The organism is Actinomycetospora chibensis (assembly GCF_028737215.1).
GTDB lineage: Bacteria > Actinomycetota > Actinomycetes > Mycobacteriales > Pseudonocardiaceae > Actinomycetospora > Actinomycetospora chibensis.
The window spans coordinates 223,237-239,805 of record NZ_JAQZAM010000007.1 but is presented as its reverse complement, the minus strand read 5'-3'; the positions used below and the strand labels follow the sequence as shown (position 1 = coordinate 239,805).

Below are 16,569 nucleotides of genomic sequence, written 5' to 3'. Positions count from 1 at the left end.
GTCACGGTGAGCGCACCCGTCCCCGTCGAGGAGGAGCGCTCATGGCCGCACCGGCCCGGTCGGCCCATCCCGTCGGTCGTCCCGGCGTGGCGCCCCGGTTCGCGCGGGCGCCCGTCCCCTGGCCGTCCGCGGTGCTGCCCGACGAGCTGCCCGACGAGCTGCCCGGCCACCCGGGGTCGCGGTTCGAGGTCGTCCGCGTCTTCGTCGGCGAGCACCGTGCGCGCCTTCTCCGGCTGGGCCTGCACCTCCTCGTGGCCGCGCTGCCGCTGCTCGCGATCCTCGCGCACGTGTTCGGGATCGCCCCGATGAACGTGACGGCCGGCCTGCTCGTGGTGCCGCTGACGCTGGTCACCCTGCTGCTCGGCGTGTTCTCCCCCGCCGGCGAGGAGCGGCTGCTGCTCGCCGGGGCGATGTGGGGGGTGCTGGCGACGCTGGTCTACGACGCGGTGCGCCTGGACACCGTCTACCTGCTGGGCTGGTGGGGCGACTTCATCCCGCGCGTGGGCACCTGGATCCTCGGCTCCGGTCCCGCCGCCGACGCCGGGTCCTCGGTGGTCGGCGCGGTCGTGGGCTACCTGTGGCGCTACGTCGGGGACGGCGGCGGCATCGGCGTCGCGTTCTTCGTGCTCGTCGCCGCCACCGGGCTGCGCCGGTGGGGCGAGCGCGCCACCGTCGCGGCCTCGGTGACGTTCGCGGTGTTCCCCGTGTGGACGGGCCTCGTCGCCACGGTGGCCCTGGCCCCGCGGGGGCAGCAGCAGATGTTCCCGCTGACGCCGGCCACGGTGCTCCTCTCGCTCGTGGGACATCTCGTGTTCGGCCTCGTGCTGGGGCTGGGGTGCGCCCGTTGCCGACGCCTCGAGGAGTACTGGCCCTGGACGCCCCTGCTCGACCTGCGGCGGGGCGCCGCGGCGGGGCCGGCGCCGGCCCGGCCCGCCCGTTCCGGCGACGGCTGGGGGCCGCCGGCCCTCGTCACCACCGGCGGGGACGACCCGGAACGCACCGAGATCCGCCCGCTGGCGCCGCCGCGGCCCGCCCGCACCCACCGGGAGGGAGCACGTCCGCGCCCGCTCGGCCCGGTGTCGGGCCCGGTGCGCGTGCTCGACATGCCGCCGGGGCCGGGGCCCGTGGTCCGTGCCGGGCCGGGGCCCGTCCCGATCGCCCGCCCGGTCCGGCCGGCCACGGGGCCGTGGCCGCACCCCGCGCCCCTGCGCACCGACCCCTGGTCGGGCCCGGTCCGGTCTCGCGCCACGAGTTCCGCGAAAGCGCCACCGGGCCGCGCGGGCCGCGGCTAGCGTCCGCGGCGCGGAGGCCGGGGTGTCGGACGGAGGGTCATGAGCGGGTCGCGGTGGGGGCGCTCGCCCCGGGTGCGGCGGGGCGCGCAGGCGCGGGCTGACGCGGACGCGGAGACGCCCGCGAGCCCGTGGGACGCGCTGGAGCGCCGCGCCCGCGGTCCGCGCCGTGTCCCCCTGCTCCTGCTCGCCGTGCTCGCCGTGGCCGGCCTGGTCATCGGTGTCGCGGTCGGTGCCGGGACGCCGCTCGTCTCCCACGGGGGTCTCGTCGCGATCGCGGAGGACGACGAGGGCTCCGGGTCGGACTCGGATTCGGAGGGCTCGGAGGAGTCGGGGAACTCGGAGTCGGACTCAGGAGAGTCGGCCGCCGGTGGCTCCGACTCCGAGGACTCCGATTCCGGGTCGGACTCCGAAGGCTCCGGGGAGGACTCCGGCTCCGGCTCCGGTTCCGGCGATGGCTCCGGGCAGGAGGGCGGGCAGGACGAGGAGCAGGGCGGCGGGGGCCGGGCGGGCGGTCAGGGCGGCGGCGGCGCCGGGGGCGAGGACGCCGAGCAGTTCCCCAACCGCGACAAGGCGGGCCGCCCCAGCGCCGAGGAGTTCGTGAACATCCAGAACGTCCGCTCGGTGGGGCGACGCGGCGAGGGCGGCGTGTTCTCCGGCGGCAGCTACAGCATCCGGTGCGCGATGAGCGCGCATCACAACTCCGACAACTTCATCATCGCCCCGGGCAAGCGCAACGGCGCGCAGCACACCCACGACTACGCCGGCAACGAGGGCACCAACTTCGCCTCGGAGGACCAGACGCTCGAGGAATCGTCGACGACGTGCACGAACGGCGACCGCTCCCCCATCTTCTGGCCGGTGCTTCGGGATCTCCGCGGCGTCGGGCCGGACGTCGGGGCCGACGGGGGCAGCCTCGACGGCAACGTCGGGTCGTTCATCGAGCCGTCGTCGGTCGACTTCACGTTCCATGGGCACGGCACCCGGCGCACCGAGGCCATGCCCCTCAACATCGCGCTGGTCACGGGGTCGGCCAAGGCGGCCACCACCGGCGGCGAGGGCAGCAACGCCAAGTTCACCTGCACCGGGTCGGGCCAGCGCATGACCGACCTCTACCCGATGTGCCCCGACGGGTCGTCGCTGCAGCGCGTCTACGACTTCCCGAGCTGCTGGAACGGGCAGGACCTCGACTCGGAGGACCACGCCACCCACATCCGGTACCCCGACGAGAACGGCGAGTGCGACGAGGACCTCATCCCGGTGCCGGCGCTACGGATCACGGTGACCTACGAGGACCCGCCGCCCGGGCGTCAGTTCGCCATCGACAGCTTCCCCGAGCAGCGCCACAACCCGATCACCGACCACGCGCTGCTGGAGTACCTGTCCTCCGAGCGCCGCGCCGAGGAGGGCGCGGACTGCATCAACGCCGCGCGGCGCTGCGTGCAGGGTCCCGCCCAGGACGCCGCGGCCGCGGGGTCCACCGACATCGCCGACCGGGTCCCGGGTTCACGGACGTTCGTGCACGCCCTCGCCACCCACGCCAACGCCCACCAACCGCGGACGGCGGTCCCGGCACACGACGGCACGGCGCACGACGGCCCGGTCTCCGGACCCCGGCACGCCGCGCCGGAGCAGCGCCCGTCCGCGCCGCGCCTCCCGGCTCCCGCACGCGGGCTGGGGCCGCTGCCGGGCGTCACGCCCCTGCCGCGGAGCGCCCCCCAGATCGCGCCCCTGCGCACCCCGTTCCTGCGGGGCGCCTGAAGCGGGTGACGGCAGCACCGTCCGTCCGGTCCGCGCGGGGCGAGATCAGCCCTCGGTGCCCGTGCGCGGCGCCTCGTGGGCCCGGCCGTCCTGCGGGGACCGACGGGGCCACTCGGTGCGCTGGTCGAGCACCTCGGCGGCCTCGATGATCTGCGCGTCGGGCACGCTGTCGAGCTCGCGGTGGTTCCTGCGGTAGCGGTTGGCCTTCTCGGCCTTCTTCGGCGGGCGGTCGTTCGCGATGAGCACCGCGACCCACGGCAGCGGCACCGACAGCACGATGAACGCGACCGCGACCCACGGCCACTGGAAGGCGATGCCGAAGACCCCGGCGAGGATGAGGCACGGGATGCGGCACGCCATGATCAGCGAATAGCGCTTCTTGCGCGCCGCGAACTCCTCGTCGTACGAGACCTGGGCCTGAGTGATCAGGATCGGCCCGTCGTCGTCGTGACGTCGGTTCACGTTCGTCGCCTCCTCGGCACCTCTCCTGCGCGGGTGCCCGCACCTCTCAGACTCAACCCTGGGCGCCCCGAGCGCCACCTGGGGGTGGGTCAGGAGGGCGCGTCGGCCTTCGCGGCCTTGGCCGCCTTCTTCTGCGCCTGCTTGAACTCGCGCACCTCGGCGAGCGTGACGGGGTCGACGACGTCGGCGATCGAGCGGCGCGAGCCGTCGTCCCCGTAGGAGCCCGCGGCCTCGCGCCAGCCCTCGGGGCGCACGCCGCACTGCTTGCCGAGCAGGGCCGTGAAGATCTGCGCCTTCTGCTTGCCGAAGCCGGGCAGCGACTGCAGGTTCGCCAGCACCGTGCGGCCGTCGGCGGCGTCGCTCCAGAGGCGCTCGACCTCGCCACCCCAGTCGGCGACGATCGTCCGGCAGAGCGCCTGCACCCGCTCGGCCATCGAGCGCGGGTAGCGGTGCAGCGCCGGCGGGCCGGTGAACGCCGCGACCAGGGCCTCGGTGTCGTACTCGGCGATCCCGGCGGCCGTGAGCGGGCCACCGAGGCGCTCGGTGAGCAGGGCGGGCGAGGCGAACGCGCGCTCCATCGGGAACTGCTGGTCGAGCAGCATGCCGATGAGCAGCGCGAGCGGGTTCGAGCTCAGGACCGCGTCGGCATCGGCGTCCTGCGCGAGGGTCAGGTCGGGCACCGGGTCAGCGTCCCAGATTCTTCGCGAGCACGGCGAACCTGAAGTCGTCGTCCCGCGGCTCGCCCACGCCCTCGGCGCCGTAGGGGAACGGGCGGCTCTCCCCCGTCCGGGCGTAGCCCCGGCGCTCGTACCAGGCGATGAGCTCCTCGCGGCGGTCGATGACGAGCATCTCCATGACCGTCGCGCCCCGCTCGCGCGCGTGGTCCTCGGCCGCGGCGAGGAGCGCAGACCCGACGCCCCCGCCCTGGAGCCCGGGCCGCACCGCGAACAGGCCGAACGACGCCGTCGACGCGCCCGCCTCGTGCGTGACGGCGGCGCAGCCGAGCAGGTCGCCGGCGACGAGCACGGAGATCGACGGATCGGCGACGTCGGCGGCGAGCAGCTCGCGGGTGGTGCGCGGGCCGTCGATGAGGTCGGCCTCCGACGTCCAGCCCTCGCGGCCCGACGGACCCCGGTAGGCGCTGTGGACGAGGGCGAGCAGGGAGTCCACGTCGGCGGCTCCGGCGACGCGGATGGTGAGCGGAGCGGTCACGGCGAGGCAGTGTGCCTGGTTACTGGCTGGTATCGCTCGCTGAGCGAGCGATACCAGCCAGGAACCGCCTCAGGACCGGGGCGCCGCGGCGAGCTGATCGAGCCCGCGGCCGGTGTCGACGGGACGGCGGGCGATCACCGGCAGGCCGCGGGCCCACAACCGGATGCCCCGGTGCCGGATGGCCGCCGACACGCGCAGCGTCACCGCCGGGTGTCGCAGGACGGCGGCGAGCACCGTGCGCGCCGTGGCGGGCCGTCGCCGACCGCGCAGCGTAGCGACGAACGCCGTCCCGCCCTCGCGGCGCAGCACGATCGTCGCCGAGAGCGTCTCCCCCGGCTCCGGCACGCGCATCCGGTACTCGCCGTCGACGGGGAAGAACGGCGAGACGTAGAAGTCCTTGTCGACGCGGGCGCGGCCGGCCTCGTCCACCTCGAGCAGGTAGTGGTGGCGCCCGCCGTAGGTGTTGTGCACCTCAGCGACGACGGCCACGAGCGCGCCGTCGGCGTCGCGGCACCAGTAGAGCGTGATCGGGTTGAACACCCACCCGAGCACGCGGGCGTGGGCGAGCATGAGGACCCGCGGGGGCCGCGCGATCCCCCGCGCGGCCAGGAACGCGTCGAGGTTCTCGCGGATCGTGCGGTCGGGGTGGCCGATGTGGTCGGCGGCCCGGAACCGCGCGAACGGCCGGAGCGGCGCGGGCAGGCGGGGCAGGTCGTCGAGGTCGACGAGCCACAGGTAGAGCCGGTGGGTGAAGGCGTCGTCGAGGCTCTCGAGGCGCCGGTGGCCGACCTCGGCCTCGTAGAGCCAGCTCACCACGTCGCGCCGAGGGCGGCGGCGGCGCGCACACCCGAGGCGCAACCGTCCTCGTGGAAGCCCCACCCGTGGTAGGCGCCGGCGAAGGCGAGCCGGTCGTCGTTCAGTTCCGGCAGCCGGTGCTGGGCCGCGACCGACTCCGGGGTGTAGGCGGGGTGCTCGTAGTCCATGCGCGCGATGACCGTGCTCGGGTCGATGCGGTCGGTCGCATTGAGCGTGACGACGTAGGTCTCCGGGCTGTGGGGATCCTGGGGCAACCGCATCAGCCGCGTCATGTCGTAGCTGACCAGCACCTTGGACTCCCCCGGCACGCGCAGCAGGTTCCACGACGCCCGGGCCCCCTCGGCGCGCGGGAGCACCGAGGTGTCGGTGTGCAGGACGGTCTCGTTGGGCGAGTAGCGGAAGGCCCCGAGCACCGACACCTGCTCGGCGGTCGGCGCGAAGAGCAGGCGCAGCGCGTCCGGGGCGTGGGTGGCGACGACGACGCGGTCGAAGCGGCGCTCGACGTCGGCGTCGTCGCGGACACGCACCTCGTCCCCGCTGCGCACGACGGCCCGGACCGGCGTCGACACCTCCACCGCCGACAGCCCCTTCGCGGCGCGCTCGACGTAGGTGCGCGAGCCGCCGACGACGGTGCGCCAGCGGTGCGAGCCGCCGATCGAGAGCATCCCGTGGTTCGCGAGGAACGTGAACAGGTAGCGCGCCGGGTACTGCCGCGAGAGCTCCGGCCCCGACGACCAGACCGCGGACACCACGGGCACCGCGAAGGTCTCGACGAAGTACGGCGAGTAGCCGCCGGCGTCGAGGAACTCGCCGAACGTGACGTCCTCGGCGAGCGGCGACGTCCCGTCCACCACGGCGCGGGCCTGGCGGTGGAAGCGTAGGACCTCGCCGAGCATCCGCAGGTAGCGCGGGTTCGCGACGTTGCGCGGCTGGGCGAACAGGCCCCTGAGCCCGCGGGCGCCGGCGTACTCGAGGCCGGTGGCCTCGTCGCGGACGCTCATGCTCATCTCGGAGTCCTGCGTCGCGACCCCGAGCTCGGCGAACAGCCTCAGCAGGTTCGGGTACGTGACGTCGTTGTGGACGATGAACCCGGAGTCGACCGCGACGGTGTCGAGCTCGTGGGTGTGCGCGTGCCCGCCGAGACGGCCCTCCGCCTCGAACAGGGTGACGTCGTACCGCCGCTGGAGCAGGTAGGCCGCGGTGAGTCCCGAGACCCCCGCACCGACGACCGCGACCCGCTCCCGCATGCCACCACTCCTCACCCGAATCCCTACGGATTCTCCAGGGGGACCTCCAGTCCGTCCGGATCCCCTGCCGCCATCGCTTTCGCGACGGGCTCGGTGAACGGTTCGAGTCCGAGGGCCCCGAGAGCGAAGTGTGTGACGAGGTCGTGCCAGTCGGACGCCCGCCGCAGCATCGTGTGGCCGTCGCCGAGGACGTCGAAGCGCGCGACGCGGTCGGAGATCGTCGCCACACGGCCGGCGAACCACCGGGAGGCCTGCGGGGAGGTCATCCGCTCGCGGTCGCCGTGGGCGATCAGCACCGTCTGGCCCGTGAGGTGCTCCCAGGGCTCGCCGCGCTCGATCCACGGCGCCAGCCCGGCGACGCCGACCACGCCCTCGTCGCCGCCGACGCGCAGCGCGGTCCGCCCGCCCATCGAGTGCCCGACCAGCACGACCGGGACGTCGCCGTGGCGCTGTCGCAGGTCGCGCAGCGCCCAGCGGGCGTCCTGCACCGGGTCGAGGTCGGGCGCGTTCCAGCCGCGGTAGCGGTAGCGCAACAGGCCGACGTCCACCCCGCGGCGGGCTCCGGCCGACGCTAGGCTGCGCGCGAACGGCACCATCCGCAGGTAGGGCAGCCGCAGCCCGTCGGCGGCCTCCCGGTTGTTCGGGCTCCCGCCGTGCAGCACGACCACGGCCCCGGTGACGGGACGCCGGGTGGCGGGACGGACGCGGTCGAGGCGCGGGAGCGTCACGTCTCCATCCTGCGGCCTGCGGCGTGGGGACGCGGTCCGGGAGGCGCCTCAGCGGACGAGGCGCGCGCCACCCTCCCGGCCGGCGAGCGCGAGGATCATGGGTCGCGGACACGCCCCCGTCACGGCCGCCGAACCCCTCACGCGCCCGGGACGTACGCGTCCCGAGACATCCCCGCCCGCGGAAGGAACCCCCCATGAAGGCCGGAGACATCGCCCCCGACTTCGAGCTCGCCGACGACACCGGCGCCCGCCGGACGCTGTCCGGGCTGCTCGCCGACGGACCGGTGGTGCTGTTCTTCTACCCCCTGGCCTCCTCGGGCGGCTGCACCCAGGAGAGCTGCCACTTCCGCGACCTCGCGTCCGAGTTCGCCGCGGTGGGGGCCCAGCGCGTCGGCATCAGCGCCGACTCGGTGGAGAGGCAGCACACGTTCTCGACCACGCACTCCTTCGACTACCCCCTTCTCTCGGACCCCGACGGTGCCGTCGCCAAGCAGTTCGGCGCGAAGCGGTCGTGGCTGCCGGCGCTGCCGGTGAAGCGCAAGACCTTCGTCATCGACACCGACCGCACGGTGCTCGAGGTGATCGGCAGCGAGATGAAGTTCGACCTGCACGCCGACGACGCCCTCAAGACCCTCCGCGAGCGTCAGGGCGCCTGAGCCCGTCCCGACCGGCGCGCGCCCGTCTCACGTGGCGCGGGCCGGGCGGGAGCCCGGGGGCAGCGGCAGGAAGCCCGACGTGCGACGGACGTACTCGTCGTACCCCGGGCGCTGCGACATCGACTTCTCGGTGAGCTCCTTGCCCGTCACGGACGTGAGCAGGTACGTCATCAGCAGCGGCCCGACGACCGTGACCAGGGCGAGCGGGTGGCCCGCGGCGACGACGAAGACGCCCCACCAGACGCAGGCGTCGCCGAAGTAGTTCGGGTGGCGGGTGTAGCGCCAGAGTCCCGAGTCCATGACCTTGCCCTTGTTGTCCGGGTCGGACTTGAACGACGCGAGCTGGGCGTCGCCGACCGACTCGAAGGCGAACCCGACCAGCCACACCACCGCCCCGACGATCACCACGGGCAGCACCGTCGACGCCCGCACCATCGCGGCCAGCACCGGCAGTGACACGACGAGCATGACGCCGGCCTGCGGCAGATAGACCTTGCGGAGCACGTACGCGGTCACCGCGCCCGGCGGGTGGTCGTCGCCGAGCATCTCCGCGTAGCGCGGGTCCTCGCCCTTCCCGTGGTTGCGCCAGCCGATGTAGATCGCCAGGCGCAGGCCCCAGACCGCCACGAGCGCGAGCACGACGGTGCGCACCACGGTGTTGCCGACGCCGAGGACACCCGAGGTCACGTAGGCGCTCACGGCGACGACCACGAAGCCCAGGCCCCACGTCACGTCGACGACGCTGTGCCGCCCGGCCAGGAGCGCGACGACCAGCGTCGCCGCGAACACCACGACGACGCCGGCCACCGCGGCCGCGAGCAGGAGGCCGAAGGCGGCAAGGTCGAAGGTGTCAATCGCGAAGGCAGGACTCACGAGCCCGGCGTACCCGCGTCCGAACGCGCTCGCACGGACCAGTCGTCGCGCGTGGCGGGCATGCCGCTGCGGCCGCGGTCGGTGGGGCGGGCGAGGAGGATCTGGTCGACGCCCATGCGGTTCTCCTCGAACGCCAGCGCGCCCCCGGCCAGGTAGAGCCGCCACATCCGCGCGCCGCGCTCGCCGAGGAGCCCGACGGCCTCGTCGAAGCGCTCCTCGAGGGTGGCGAGCCAGGCCCGGATCGTCGGGACGTAGTGCTCCCGCATGACGTGCACGTCGCGGACCTCGAGGCCCGAGCGCTGCAGGAACGTCAGGGTGTCGCCGACGGGGCGCATCACCATGTCCGGCGTCACGTAGGTCTCGATGAACGCGCCGCCGCCGGGCGCGTTCGCCCCGCGCGACATCTGCTGGACCAGGGCCCGCCCGCCCGGCCGGAGCGCGCCGTGGAGGGTCGCGGCGAAGACCGGGTAGTGCGCGTCGCCGACGTGCTCACCCATCTCGATCGCGCTCACGGCGTCGAAGGGGCCGTCGACCGCGGTGATCTTCTCGGCGACATCGCGGTAGTCGAGCAGGTCGACCTGCACCTGGCCGGCGAGCCCCTCGGCACGGATCCGGGCGTTGACCTGGTCGCGCTGCTCGCGGGAGATCGTCACCGCACGCACCTGGGCGCCGAACTCGCGCGCGGCGTGCACGGCGAGCGAGCCCCAGCCGCAGCCGATGTCGAGCAGCCTGCGCCCGGGCGCGAGGTCGAGCTTGCGGCAGATCAGGTCGAGCTTGTCGCGCTGCGCCTGCTCGAGGGTGCTGTCCTCCGACGTCCAGTAGCCCGACGAGTAGGCCATCGAGTCGTCGAGCAGCAGGCTGTAGAACGCGTTGCCGGCGTCGTAGTGGTGGGCGATGACCGCCCTGTCCCGGCGCTTGCTGTGCAGCCGCCCCTTGATCCTGATGGCCTCGGGCGGCGGCGCCGGCTTGGTGCCGAGGAGCCCGAGACGCACGGCCTGCGCGGCGAGCCCCGGGAGCTCGCGGGCCCCGGGGCGGCGCTTCGTGATCGTTCCCGAGTTCACCAGCGCCCACATCGCCGAGAGCCCCTCGGCGAGGTCGCCGTCGACGTCGAGGTCACCCGAGACGTAGGCGTGCGCCAGGCCCATCTCGCCCGGCTCCCACAGCAGCCGGCGCAGCGCCCGCCGCGAGCGCAGCACCACCGTCGGCACGCCGGGACCCGGCGCCGCCCCGGCCTCGCTGCCGTCCCACGCCCGGATGCGCACCGGCACCGGGCCCTCGAGGAACGCCCCGACCGCGTCCGCCACCCGCTGTGCTGCCCCTGCGCCCACCGTGTTCTCCCTCCGTCGCGACGTCCCATGGATCGGACCGCACCGGCGATCGGTTCGCCCGGTTCGCATCCGTCACAGTTGCCTCGTCGCGATCGGGCGTAGACGGCGTGTCATCCGGGTGATCCGGATACGGAACGTGCTGCGATTCACCTCATGGTGGGGGTGGACCTGGGGGTCAATGACGTCCCGATCGTGGGAGAACCGATCGCGTTCGGTACGGGGTTCATCGTGCTGTTGTTCGTGTTGTTCTCCCCGATCCTCGCCCGGTACCCCGTCACGCTTGCGCACGAGGGCGGCCACATGCTCGCCAACCTTCTGACGCTGCGGGGCACCCGCTACTGGAACCTGAAGGACAATGCCGACGGCGAGACCGTGGCGGCGGGCCCCGGAATCTGGCTCACCAGGATCTTCAGCAGCTTCGTCGCCTACATCGTGCCGTCGTTCCTGGGCCTGGCGGCGGCCGCACTCATCGCCGCGGGCAACCCGTGGGCCGTCCTGTTGGTCTCGATCGTTCTGTCTGTGCTGGCCGTGGCCCGGTCCCGCAACGCTCTCGCGTTCCTGATCCCGGGCTTGATCACCCTCGGTCTCGGCTGGTTGCTCATCGCGGGAACGCCGTCGCTCCAGGCCGCCTTCGCGGTCGCCATCGCGTGGCTGCTCCTTCTCGGTGGCCTCCTGCGCATCGTCCGTGTCCTGGGCGGTTCCGGGGACTCCGAGGACCTGAGAAAGATGACTCTCATCCCGGAGTTCGTGTGGTCGTTGACCTGGCTCTTCATCGGCCTGGTCTCCCTCGTCGTCGGGGCCCAGCTCCTCCTCCGACCCGGCTACGCCATCGTCTGAGGGCATCCACCCATGCGACCGCGTGCGGCGGAAGACATGATCTGCGGCATGGCGCGTCAGGACCGGCTCCGCCGGATCTCCCAGGCCCACGACCGACGTCGTCCGGGGCGGCCGATGCGGCTGTGGCGCAAGCTCGCGATCCTGGCGCTCTACCCCCGCACCGACCGCGGCTTCTGGTACGGCTTCGCGATCGACCTGCTCTGGCCGGTGCTCATGGCCGTGGCGCGCTGGGACTTCCGCGGCGGGCGCCAGGTGCCGGCTTCCGGCGGGGCGCTGCTCGCGGTGAACCACCTCTCGCACGTCGACCCGATCGTCCTGGTCTCCTACTGCGTGGCCCAGGGCCGCGTGCCCCGCTTCCTCGCGATGAAGGAGCTGTGGGGCCAGACGGTGGTCGGCGCGCCGCTGCGCGGGGGCCGACACATCCCTGTCGACCGGAGCGCCTCCGGCATCGAGGCCTTCCGCGCGGCGGTCGAGGCGGTGCGGCAGGGCGAGGTGGTCGTCGTCTACCCGGAGGGCGGTTTCGCCGAGCACTCCGACGGCTGGCCCCGCCCGGCGCGCACCGGCGTCGCACGCATGGCCCTGGAGACCGGGGCGCCGGTGATCCCGGTGGCCCAGTGGGGCTCCAACCACCTGCTCCCGCCGACCGCGAGGGTCGGCACGCTCTACCCGCGCGCGACCCTGAGCGTGCTCGCGGGTCCGCCCGTCACCCTCGACGACCTGCGCGAGGGACGGATCGGGCGCACCGCCCTGCAGGAGGCCACCGACCGGATCATGGGCCGGATCACCGAGCAGCTCGTGGTGCTGCGTCGCGAGGAGCCGCCGCAGCCCGAGGTCCACGAGCGCGCCGATCACGCCACCGAGCTCCAGCCGCCCGCCGTCAGCTGAGCCGTCCCCCGGCGGCCCGGGAGATCACGGGCGCGCCGTCCACCTCACGAACGCGGGCGAGGTGCTTCGCGCGCCCGTGATCTTCGGTGCCGACCCTGGGCGCCGGCCCCCGAACGAACGAACGGCGCTTTCGCTGCATCGAATGCAACGAAAGCGCCGTTCGTTCCCGTGGCTGCGTCATGTGACCACGTCGAGGTGCCGGAGCACCTCGACGTGCTCACATGCGCGAAGCGCACCTAGCTGTTCATCTGCTTCTGCATCTCCTCCACGACGGTCGGGTCGACGAGCGTGGACGTGTCGCCCAGCTCCTCGCCCTCCGCGAGGTTCTTGAGGAGCCGCCGCATGATCTTCCCCGACCGCGTCTTCGGAAGGTCGCTGGCGAAGATCACCGTCGCGGGACGGGCGAGCTTGCCGATCGACTGAGCGACCTGCTCGCGCAGCGCCTGCTCCAGCTCCTCGGTGCCCTCCTTGTCGCCCTTGAGCGACACGAAGGCGACGATCGCCTGCCCGGTGTCGTCGTCCTTGCGCGCCGCGACGGCGGCCTCGGCGACGTCGGCGTGCTCGACCAGGGCGCTCTCGACCTCGAAGGTCGAGAGACGGTGGCCGGACACGTTGACGACGTCGTCGATGCGACCCATGAGCTGGATGTCGCCGTCGGCGTCGTACTTGGCGCCGTCACCGGCGAAGTACGCGTCGGAGTACTTCGACCAGTAGGTGTCCTTGAAGCGCTGGTCGTCGTTGTAGAGCGTGCGCATCATGCCCGGCCAGGGCTGGGTGAGCACGAGGTTGCCGGTCTGCTCGACGCCGAGCTGGTTGCCCTCGTCGTCGCGGATCTCCGGACGCACGCCGGGGAACGGCTGCTGCGCCATGCCCGGCTTCATCGTGGTGATCCCGGGCAGCGGCGTGATCAGGATGTGCCCGGTCTCGGTCTGCCACCAGGTGTCCATGATCGGCGCCTTGCCGCCGCCGACGTGCTCGCGGTACCACTCCCAGACGTCCGGGTTGATCGGCTCACCGACGCTCCCGAGGATCTTGATCGAGCTCAGGTCGTGGCCCTCGATGTGCTGCTCGCCGGCCTTCATGTGCGACTTGATCGCCGTCGGCGAGGTGTAGAGGATCGTCACCCCGTACTTGTCGATGGTCCTCCACCACACGTCCTTGTCCGGGTAGCCGGGAACGCCCTCGAAGAGCACCGAGGTGCACCCGTTGGCCAGCGGCCCGTAGACGATGTAGCTGTGGCCGGTGATCCAGCCGATGTCGGCCGCGCACCAGTAGACCGAGTCGTCCTTGACGTCGAAGACCAGGTTGTGGGTCGTCGCCGTGCCGACGAGGTAGCCGCCGGTGGTGTGGACGACGCCCTTCGGCTTCCCGGTGGAGCCCGACGTGTAGAGCAGGAAGAGCAGGTCCTCGGACTCCATCGGCTCGCACGGGCAGTCCGACGCGTCGCCGGAGACGTCCGAGGTGAGGTCGTCGAGGTAGACGTCGCGGTCGCCCATCGGGATGTCCGCCCCGGAGCGCTTGACGACGACGACCTTCTCGACGGTGGTCGGGCCGGCGTCGAGACCCTCGTCGGCGTTGGTCTTCTGCGCGCCGGCCTTGCCGCCGCGCATCGACTCGTCCTGGGTGATGAGGACCTTGCACTCGAGGTCGTTGCAGCGCTCGGCCACGGCCTTGCCGCTGAACCCGCCGAACACCACGGTGTGCGGCGCACCCAGACGGGCGCACGCCAGCATCGCCACGACGGCCTCGGGGATCATCTGCATGTAGATCCCGACAGGGACGCCCTTGCCGACGCCGAGCTTCTTGAGCCCGTTGGCGAATTTGACCACCTGCTCCTGCAGCTGCGAGAAGGTGATGTCCCGCGCCTCGGACGAGTCCGGGCCGTCGTCGGGCACGACGTGCAGGGCCACCTTGTCGCCCTTGCCGTTCTCGACGTGCCGGTCGACGCAGTTGTAGCAGGCGTTGAGCTTCCCGCCGACGAACCACTTCGCGTAGGGCAGGTTCCAGTCGAGAACCGTGTCGAAGGGCTCGAACCAGCTGATCTTGTCCTTGGCCTGCTCGCTCCAGAACTCCTGGAGGTCCTGCTCCAGCATCTCCGGCCGCACGTTGGCCGTCTTCGACAGCTCCGAGTCCGGCGGGTAGGTCTTCCCCTCCTGGCTGGTGGTCGCTTCCGACATCCGCGTGTGCCTCCCGGTCGTCGTCACGGGCACCGGTCGGCGCCGTCGACGCCTGGTGCCCCTTGCTGTGTGCGTACCGTCACGCACATCCCTGCCCGAGGCAACGGTGCGATCGGAGAGGTCGCGGCCAGGGTGGCGATGATCGACTGCGGCTGCAGTGTGACGATCACGTGCGTGCCCCGACACGACCTCCCCGAATCGGACATCGCTGTCACGGAGGGTGTCGTCGTTCCTGATGCCCGAATGTGGCGTGGCTTACGCACGGCTTTGGGGCGAATGGGGTTCACGGTGGACCGGGTGGCCGCGCTCCTCGGACCGGCGGCGCGTGCCGCGCTCGACCGCGGCGAGACCACACCGGCCCGCCGCGCGGTCCGGGACGCCGGCGACGCGGGAACGCTGATCCGGCTGTTCCTGCTGGGCGACGCCGTGCCGCGGGACGAGGCAGCGGAGGCGCTGGAGCCCGTGGACGTCGGCGAGGCCGTCTCCGCCGGGCTGCTCAGCGACCGGGACGGGCAGGTCTCCGCTGCGCTGGACCTGCGCCCGCACGGCGACGCGGCCGTTCCGGATGCCGGAACGTGGTGGGTGCTCTCGGACCTCGAGGTCGATCCCGCCGGCCGGACCGCCGACCGCGAACACGTCCTGGGCACCGGCGCGGCGTCGCTGTCACTGGCGCGGGCGACGGTCCGCCGCCCGGTCGACACGCTCCTGGACGTGGGCACGGGGTGCGGGGTGCAGGTGCTGCACTGCTCCGGACACGCGCGCCGGATGACGGGCACGGACGTCTCGGACCGCGCGCTGGACATGGCGCGGGTGACGCTCGCGCTCTCCGGCGTCGACGCCGAGCTCCTCGCCGGCCCGTGGCTCGAGCCGGTGGCCGGGCGCCGGTTCGACCAGATCGTCAGCAACCCGCCGTTCGTACCCGGGCCGCCGCAGGTGGACCACGTCTACCGCGACTCCGGGCTCGGCGGCGACGGGGCGAGCGCCCTGCTGGTGGGCCGGCTGCCCGGCTTCCTGACCGAGGGCGGCGTCGCCCAGCTGCTCGCCTCCTGGCTGATCACCTCCGACGACTGGACCGAGCGCCCGCGCACCTGGCTCGCGGAGGCGGCGGAGGCCGCCGCGCCGGGCGGGCTGGACGCGTGGGTGGTGCAGCGCGACGTCGCGGATCCCGCGCTGCACGTCGGGACCTGGCTGCGCGACGCGGGCGTCGACCCGGCCTCGCCCGAGGGCACGGCGCTCTCGGAGCGGTGGCTGGACTTCCTGGCCGGCGAGGGCGTTCACGCGATCGGGTTCGGGTTCGTGACCCTGCGCCGCACCGCCCCGGACGTCGCGGGCACGGTCGTCTGCGAGGACCTCCGCCAGTCCCACGACGACCCGCTGGGCCCCGAGATCGAGGCGTGGCTCGACCGCACGGCCTGGCTCGCCCGGCACCCCGGCGACACGCTGCTCGACACGCGGCCCCGGGTGCCGGACACCGTCGCCCTCGAGCGCGGGCTCGTCCCCACCGACGAGGGCTGGTCGGAGGTGGCGGCGACGCTGGTGCGCCTCGACGGTCCGCAGTGGCGCCACGACGTCGACGAGCTGGGCGTCGCCCTGCTGGCCGGGTGTCGCGGGTACCTGCCGCTACGCGACCTCCTCGATCTGCTCGCGCTGGCCCACGGCCGTGATGCCGACGAGCTCGCCGAGGCCGCCCTTCCCGTCGTCCGGGACCTGGTCCGGCACGGGATGCTGGTGTGGGAGTGAGGGTGACGTGCGGGCCGTCGTGAGCCGCGTGGCCTGGGCGCGCGTGACCGTCGAGGGCCCCGAGGGCGACGAGGTCGTCGGCGAGCTGGACGCCCCCGGGCTGCTCGTGCTGCTCGGGGTCCACCGCGACGACGGTCCCGACGCCCCGGAGACCATGGCGCGCAAGCTCCACGAGCTGCGCCTGCTCAGGGGCGAGCGCAGCGACGGGGAAAGGAGAGGCGACGAGCGCTCCTGCGCCGAGACCGGGGCCGGCCTGCTCGTCGTCAGCCAGTTCACCCTCTACGGCGACACCCGCAAGGGCCGGCGCCCCTCGTGGTCCGCGGCCGCACCTCCGGCAGTGGCGCGCGCGGCGGTCGAGGGGGTGGTCGAGGCGCTACGCCGGCGCGGGGCGCCCGTCGCGGAGGGGAAGTTCGGGGCCGACATGCGCGTTGTGTCCAGCAACGACGGCCCCTTCACGGTGCTCGTGGAGACGTAGCGCAGCCGCGCTCGGGCCGTCGGGTGGAGATCCGGAAGTCGTTGCCCGCAGGTGGCGCGCGCCATGCGTCGGGCACGCCACAG

General features: G+C 73.3%; 16 protein-coding genes. 7 read left to right on the top strand and 9 right to left on the bottom strand.

The features are described from left to right. The first annotated feature begins 41 nt into the window (after window positions 1-41). Both PH189_RS13260 and PH189_RS13255 read left to right on the top strand, forming a co-directional pair. Complete coding sequence (locus tag PH189_RS13260) at window positions 42-1,292, top strand: hypothetical protein (RefSeq protein WP_274189260.1); 1,251 nt, start codon at window positions 42-44, stop codon at window positions 1,290-1,292. A 39-nt stretch (window positions 1,293-1,331) separates the two neighbouring features. Beyond that, the gene (locus PH189_RS13255) at window positions 1,332-3,050 is read left to right on the top strand and encodes a DUF1996 domain-containing protein (RefSeq protein WP_274189259.1); all 1,719 of its coding nucleotides are present in this window, start codon (window positions 1,332-1,334) and stop codon (window positions 3,048-3,050) included. Between the two features lie 45 nt (window positions 3,051-3,095). On the opposite strand, the gene PH189_RS13250 is transcribed toward PH189_RS13255, so the two are convergent. The 6 genes from PH189_RS13250 to PH189_RS13225 all read right to left on the bottom strand — a co-directional run bounded on the left by PH189_RS13250 (window position 3,096) and on the right by PH189_RS13225 (window position 7,515). Next, complete coding sequence (locus tag PH189_RS13250; RefSeq protein WP_274189258.1) at window positions 3,096-3,512, bottom strand: DUF3099 domain-containing protein; 417 nt, start codon at window positions 3,510-3,512, stop codon at window positions 3,096-3,098. An 89-nt stretch (window positions 3,513-3,601) separates the two neighbouring features. Continuing rightward, a complete protein-coding gene (locus PH189_RS13245; RefSeq protein WP_274189257.1) occupies window positions 3,602-4,192 on the bottom strand; it encodes an HhH-GPD-type base excision DNA repair protein in 591 nt (196 codons plus the stop codon). A gap of 4 nt (window positions 4,193-4,196) precedes the next feature. After that, window positions 4,197-4,724 (bottom strand): GNAT family N-acetyltransferase, encoded by a 528-nt coding sequence (locus PH189_RS13240; RefSeq protein WP_274189256.1) that lies wholly within the window; start codon window positions 4,722-4,724, stop codon window positions 4,197-4,199. A gap of 69 nt (window positions 4,725-4,793) precedes the next feature. Continuing rightward, complete coding sequence (locus PH189_RS13235) at window positions 4,794-5,537, bottom strand: DUF1365 domain-containing protein (protein ID WP_274189326.1); 744 nt, start codon at window positions 5,535-5,537, stop codon at window positions 4,794-4,796. Then, entirely contained in the window at window positions 5,534-6,787 is a 1,254-nt protein-coding gene (locus PH189_RS13230) for an NAD(P)/FAD-dependent oxidoreductase (protein WP_274189255.1), read from the bottom strand. The genes PH189_RS13235 and PH189_RS13230 overlap by 4 nt, the downstream gene beginning before the upstream one ends. 23 nt (window positions 6,788-6,810) lie before the next feature. Next, entirely contained in the window at window positions 6,811-7,515 is a 705-nt protein-coding gene (locus tag PH189_RS13225; RefSeq protein ID WP_274189254.1) for an alpha/beta hydrolase, read from the bottom strand. Window positions 7,516-7,709: 194 nt separating this feature from the next. Here PH189_RS13225 and PH189_RS13220 point away from each other — a divergent pair, with 194 nt between their 5' ends. Then, the gene (locus tag PH189_RS13220; protein ID WP_274189253.1) at window positions 7,710-8,171 is read left to right on the top strand and encodes a peroxiredoxin; all 462 of its coding nucleotides are present in this window, start codon (window positions 7,710-7,712) and stop codon (window positions 8,169-8,171) included. A gap of 27 nt (window positions 8,172-8,198) precedes the next feature. Here PH189_RS13220 and PH189_RS13215 read toward each other — a convergent pair whose 3' ends face one another. Together PH189_RS13215 and PH189_RS13210 are read right to left on the bottom strand one after the other, a co-directional pair. After that, window positions 8,199-9,044 carry a DUF1295 domain-containing protein gene (locus PH189_RS13215; RefSeq protein ID WP_274189252.1) on the bottom strand — a complete coding sequence of 282 codons (846 nt, stop codon included), beginning with the start codon at window positions 9,042-9,044 and terminating at the stop codon, window positions 8,199-8,201. Then, window positions 9,041-10,372, bottom strand: a complete 1,332-nt coding sequence (locus tag PH189_RS13210; RefSeq protein WP_274189251.1) for an SAM-dependent methyltransferase — start codon at window positions 10,370-10,372, stop codon at window positions 9,041-9,043. The genes PH189_RS13215 and PH189_RS13210 overlap by 4 nt, the downstream gene beginning before the upstream one ends. A gap of 153 nt (window positions 10,373-10,525) precedes the next feature. Between PH189_RS13210 and PH189_RS13205 the strand changes: the two genes are divergently transcribed. Beyond that, entirely contained in the window at window positions 10,526-11,209 is a 684-nt protein-coding gene (locus PH189_RS13205) for a M50 family metallopeptidase (RefSeq protein ID WP_274189250.1), read from the top strand. A 48-nt stretch (window positions 11,210-11,257) separates the two neighbouring features. Further along, on the top strand, window positions 11,258-12,094 hold the full coding sequence (locus tag PH189_RS13200; RefSeq protein ID WP_274189249.1) for a lysophospholipid acyltransferase family protein: 837 nt from the start codon (window positions 11,258-11,260) through the stop codon (window positions 12,092-12,094). Window positions 12,095-12,330: 236 nt separating this feature from the next. Here the strand turns inward: PH189_RS13200 and acs are convergent, their stop codons facing one another. Next, window positions 12,331-14,271, bottom strand: coding sequence for an acetate--CoA ligase (gene acs / locus PH189_RS13195; RefSeq protein WP_274189248.1), 1,941 nt, complete (start codon window positions 14,269-14,271; stop codon window positions 12,331-12,333). 243 nt (window positions 14,272-14,514) lie between these two features. Between acs and PH189_RS13190 the strand changes: the two genes are divergently transcribed. Together PH189_RS13190 and dtd are read left to right on the top strand one after the other, a co-directional pair. Next, window positions 14,515-16,011: a DUF7782 domain-containing protein gene (locus PH189_RS13190; RefSeq protein ID WP_378014959.1), complete on the top strand. Its 1,497-nt coding sequence runs from the start codon at window positions 14,515-14,517 to the stop codon at window positions 16,009-16,011. A 7-nt stretch (window positions 16,012-16,018) separates the two neighbouring features. Beyond that, window positions 16,019-16,486, top strand: coding sequence for a D-aminoacyl-tRNA deacylase (dtd, locus tag PH189_RS13185; protein ID WP_274189246.1), 468 nt, complete (start codon window positions 16,019-16,021; stop codon window positions 16,484-16,486). The last annotated feature ends 83 nt before the right edge of the window (window positions 16,487-16,569 follow it).

What these genes read in the sequence shown, in the direction of transcription:
- PH189_RS13260 (WP_274189260.1), top strand. Translation starts at nt 42, where the DNA reads ATGGCCGCACCGGCCCGGTCGGCCCATCCCGTCGGTCGTCCCGGCGTG.
- PH189_RS13255 (WP_274189259.1), top strand. Translation starts at nt 1,332, where the DNA reads ATGAGCGGGTCGCGGTGGGGGCGCTCGCCCCGGGTGCGGCGGGGCGCG.
- PH189_RS13230 (WP_274189255.1), bottom strand. Translation starts at nt 6,787, where the DNA reads ATGCGGGAGCGGGTCGCGGTCGTCGGTGCGGGGGTCTCGGGACTCACC.
- PH189_RS13220 (WP_274189253.1), top strand. Translation starts at nt 7,710, where the DNA reads ATGAAGGCCGGAGACATCGCCCCCGACTTCGAGCTCGCCGACGACACC.
- PH189_RS13205 (WP_274189250.1), top strand. Translation starts at nt 10,526, where the DNA reads ATGGTGGGGGTGGACCTGGGGGTCAATGACGTCCCGATCGTGGGAGAA.
- PH189_RS13200 (WP_274189249.1), top strand. Translation starts at nt 11,258, where the DNA reads ATGGCGCGTCAGGACCGGCTCCGCCGGATCTCCCAGGCCCACGACCGA.
- acs (WP_274189248.1), bottom strand. Translation starts at nt 14,271, where the DNA reads ATGTCGGAAGCGACCACCAGCCAGGAGGGGAAGACCTACCCGCCGGAC.
- PH189_RS13190 (WP_378014959.1), top strand. Translation starts at nt 14,515, where the DNA reads ATGTGGCGTGGCTTACGCACGGCTTTGGGGCGAATGGGGTTCACGGTG.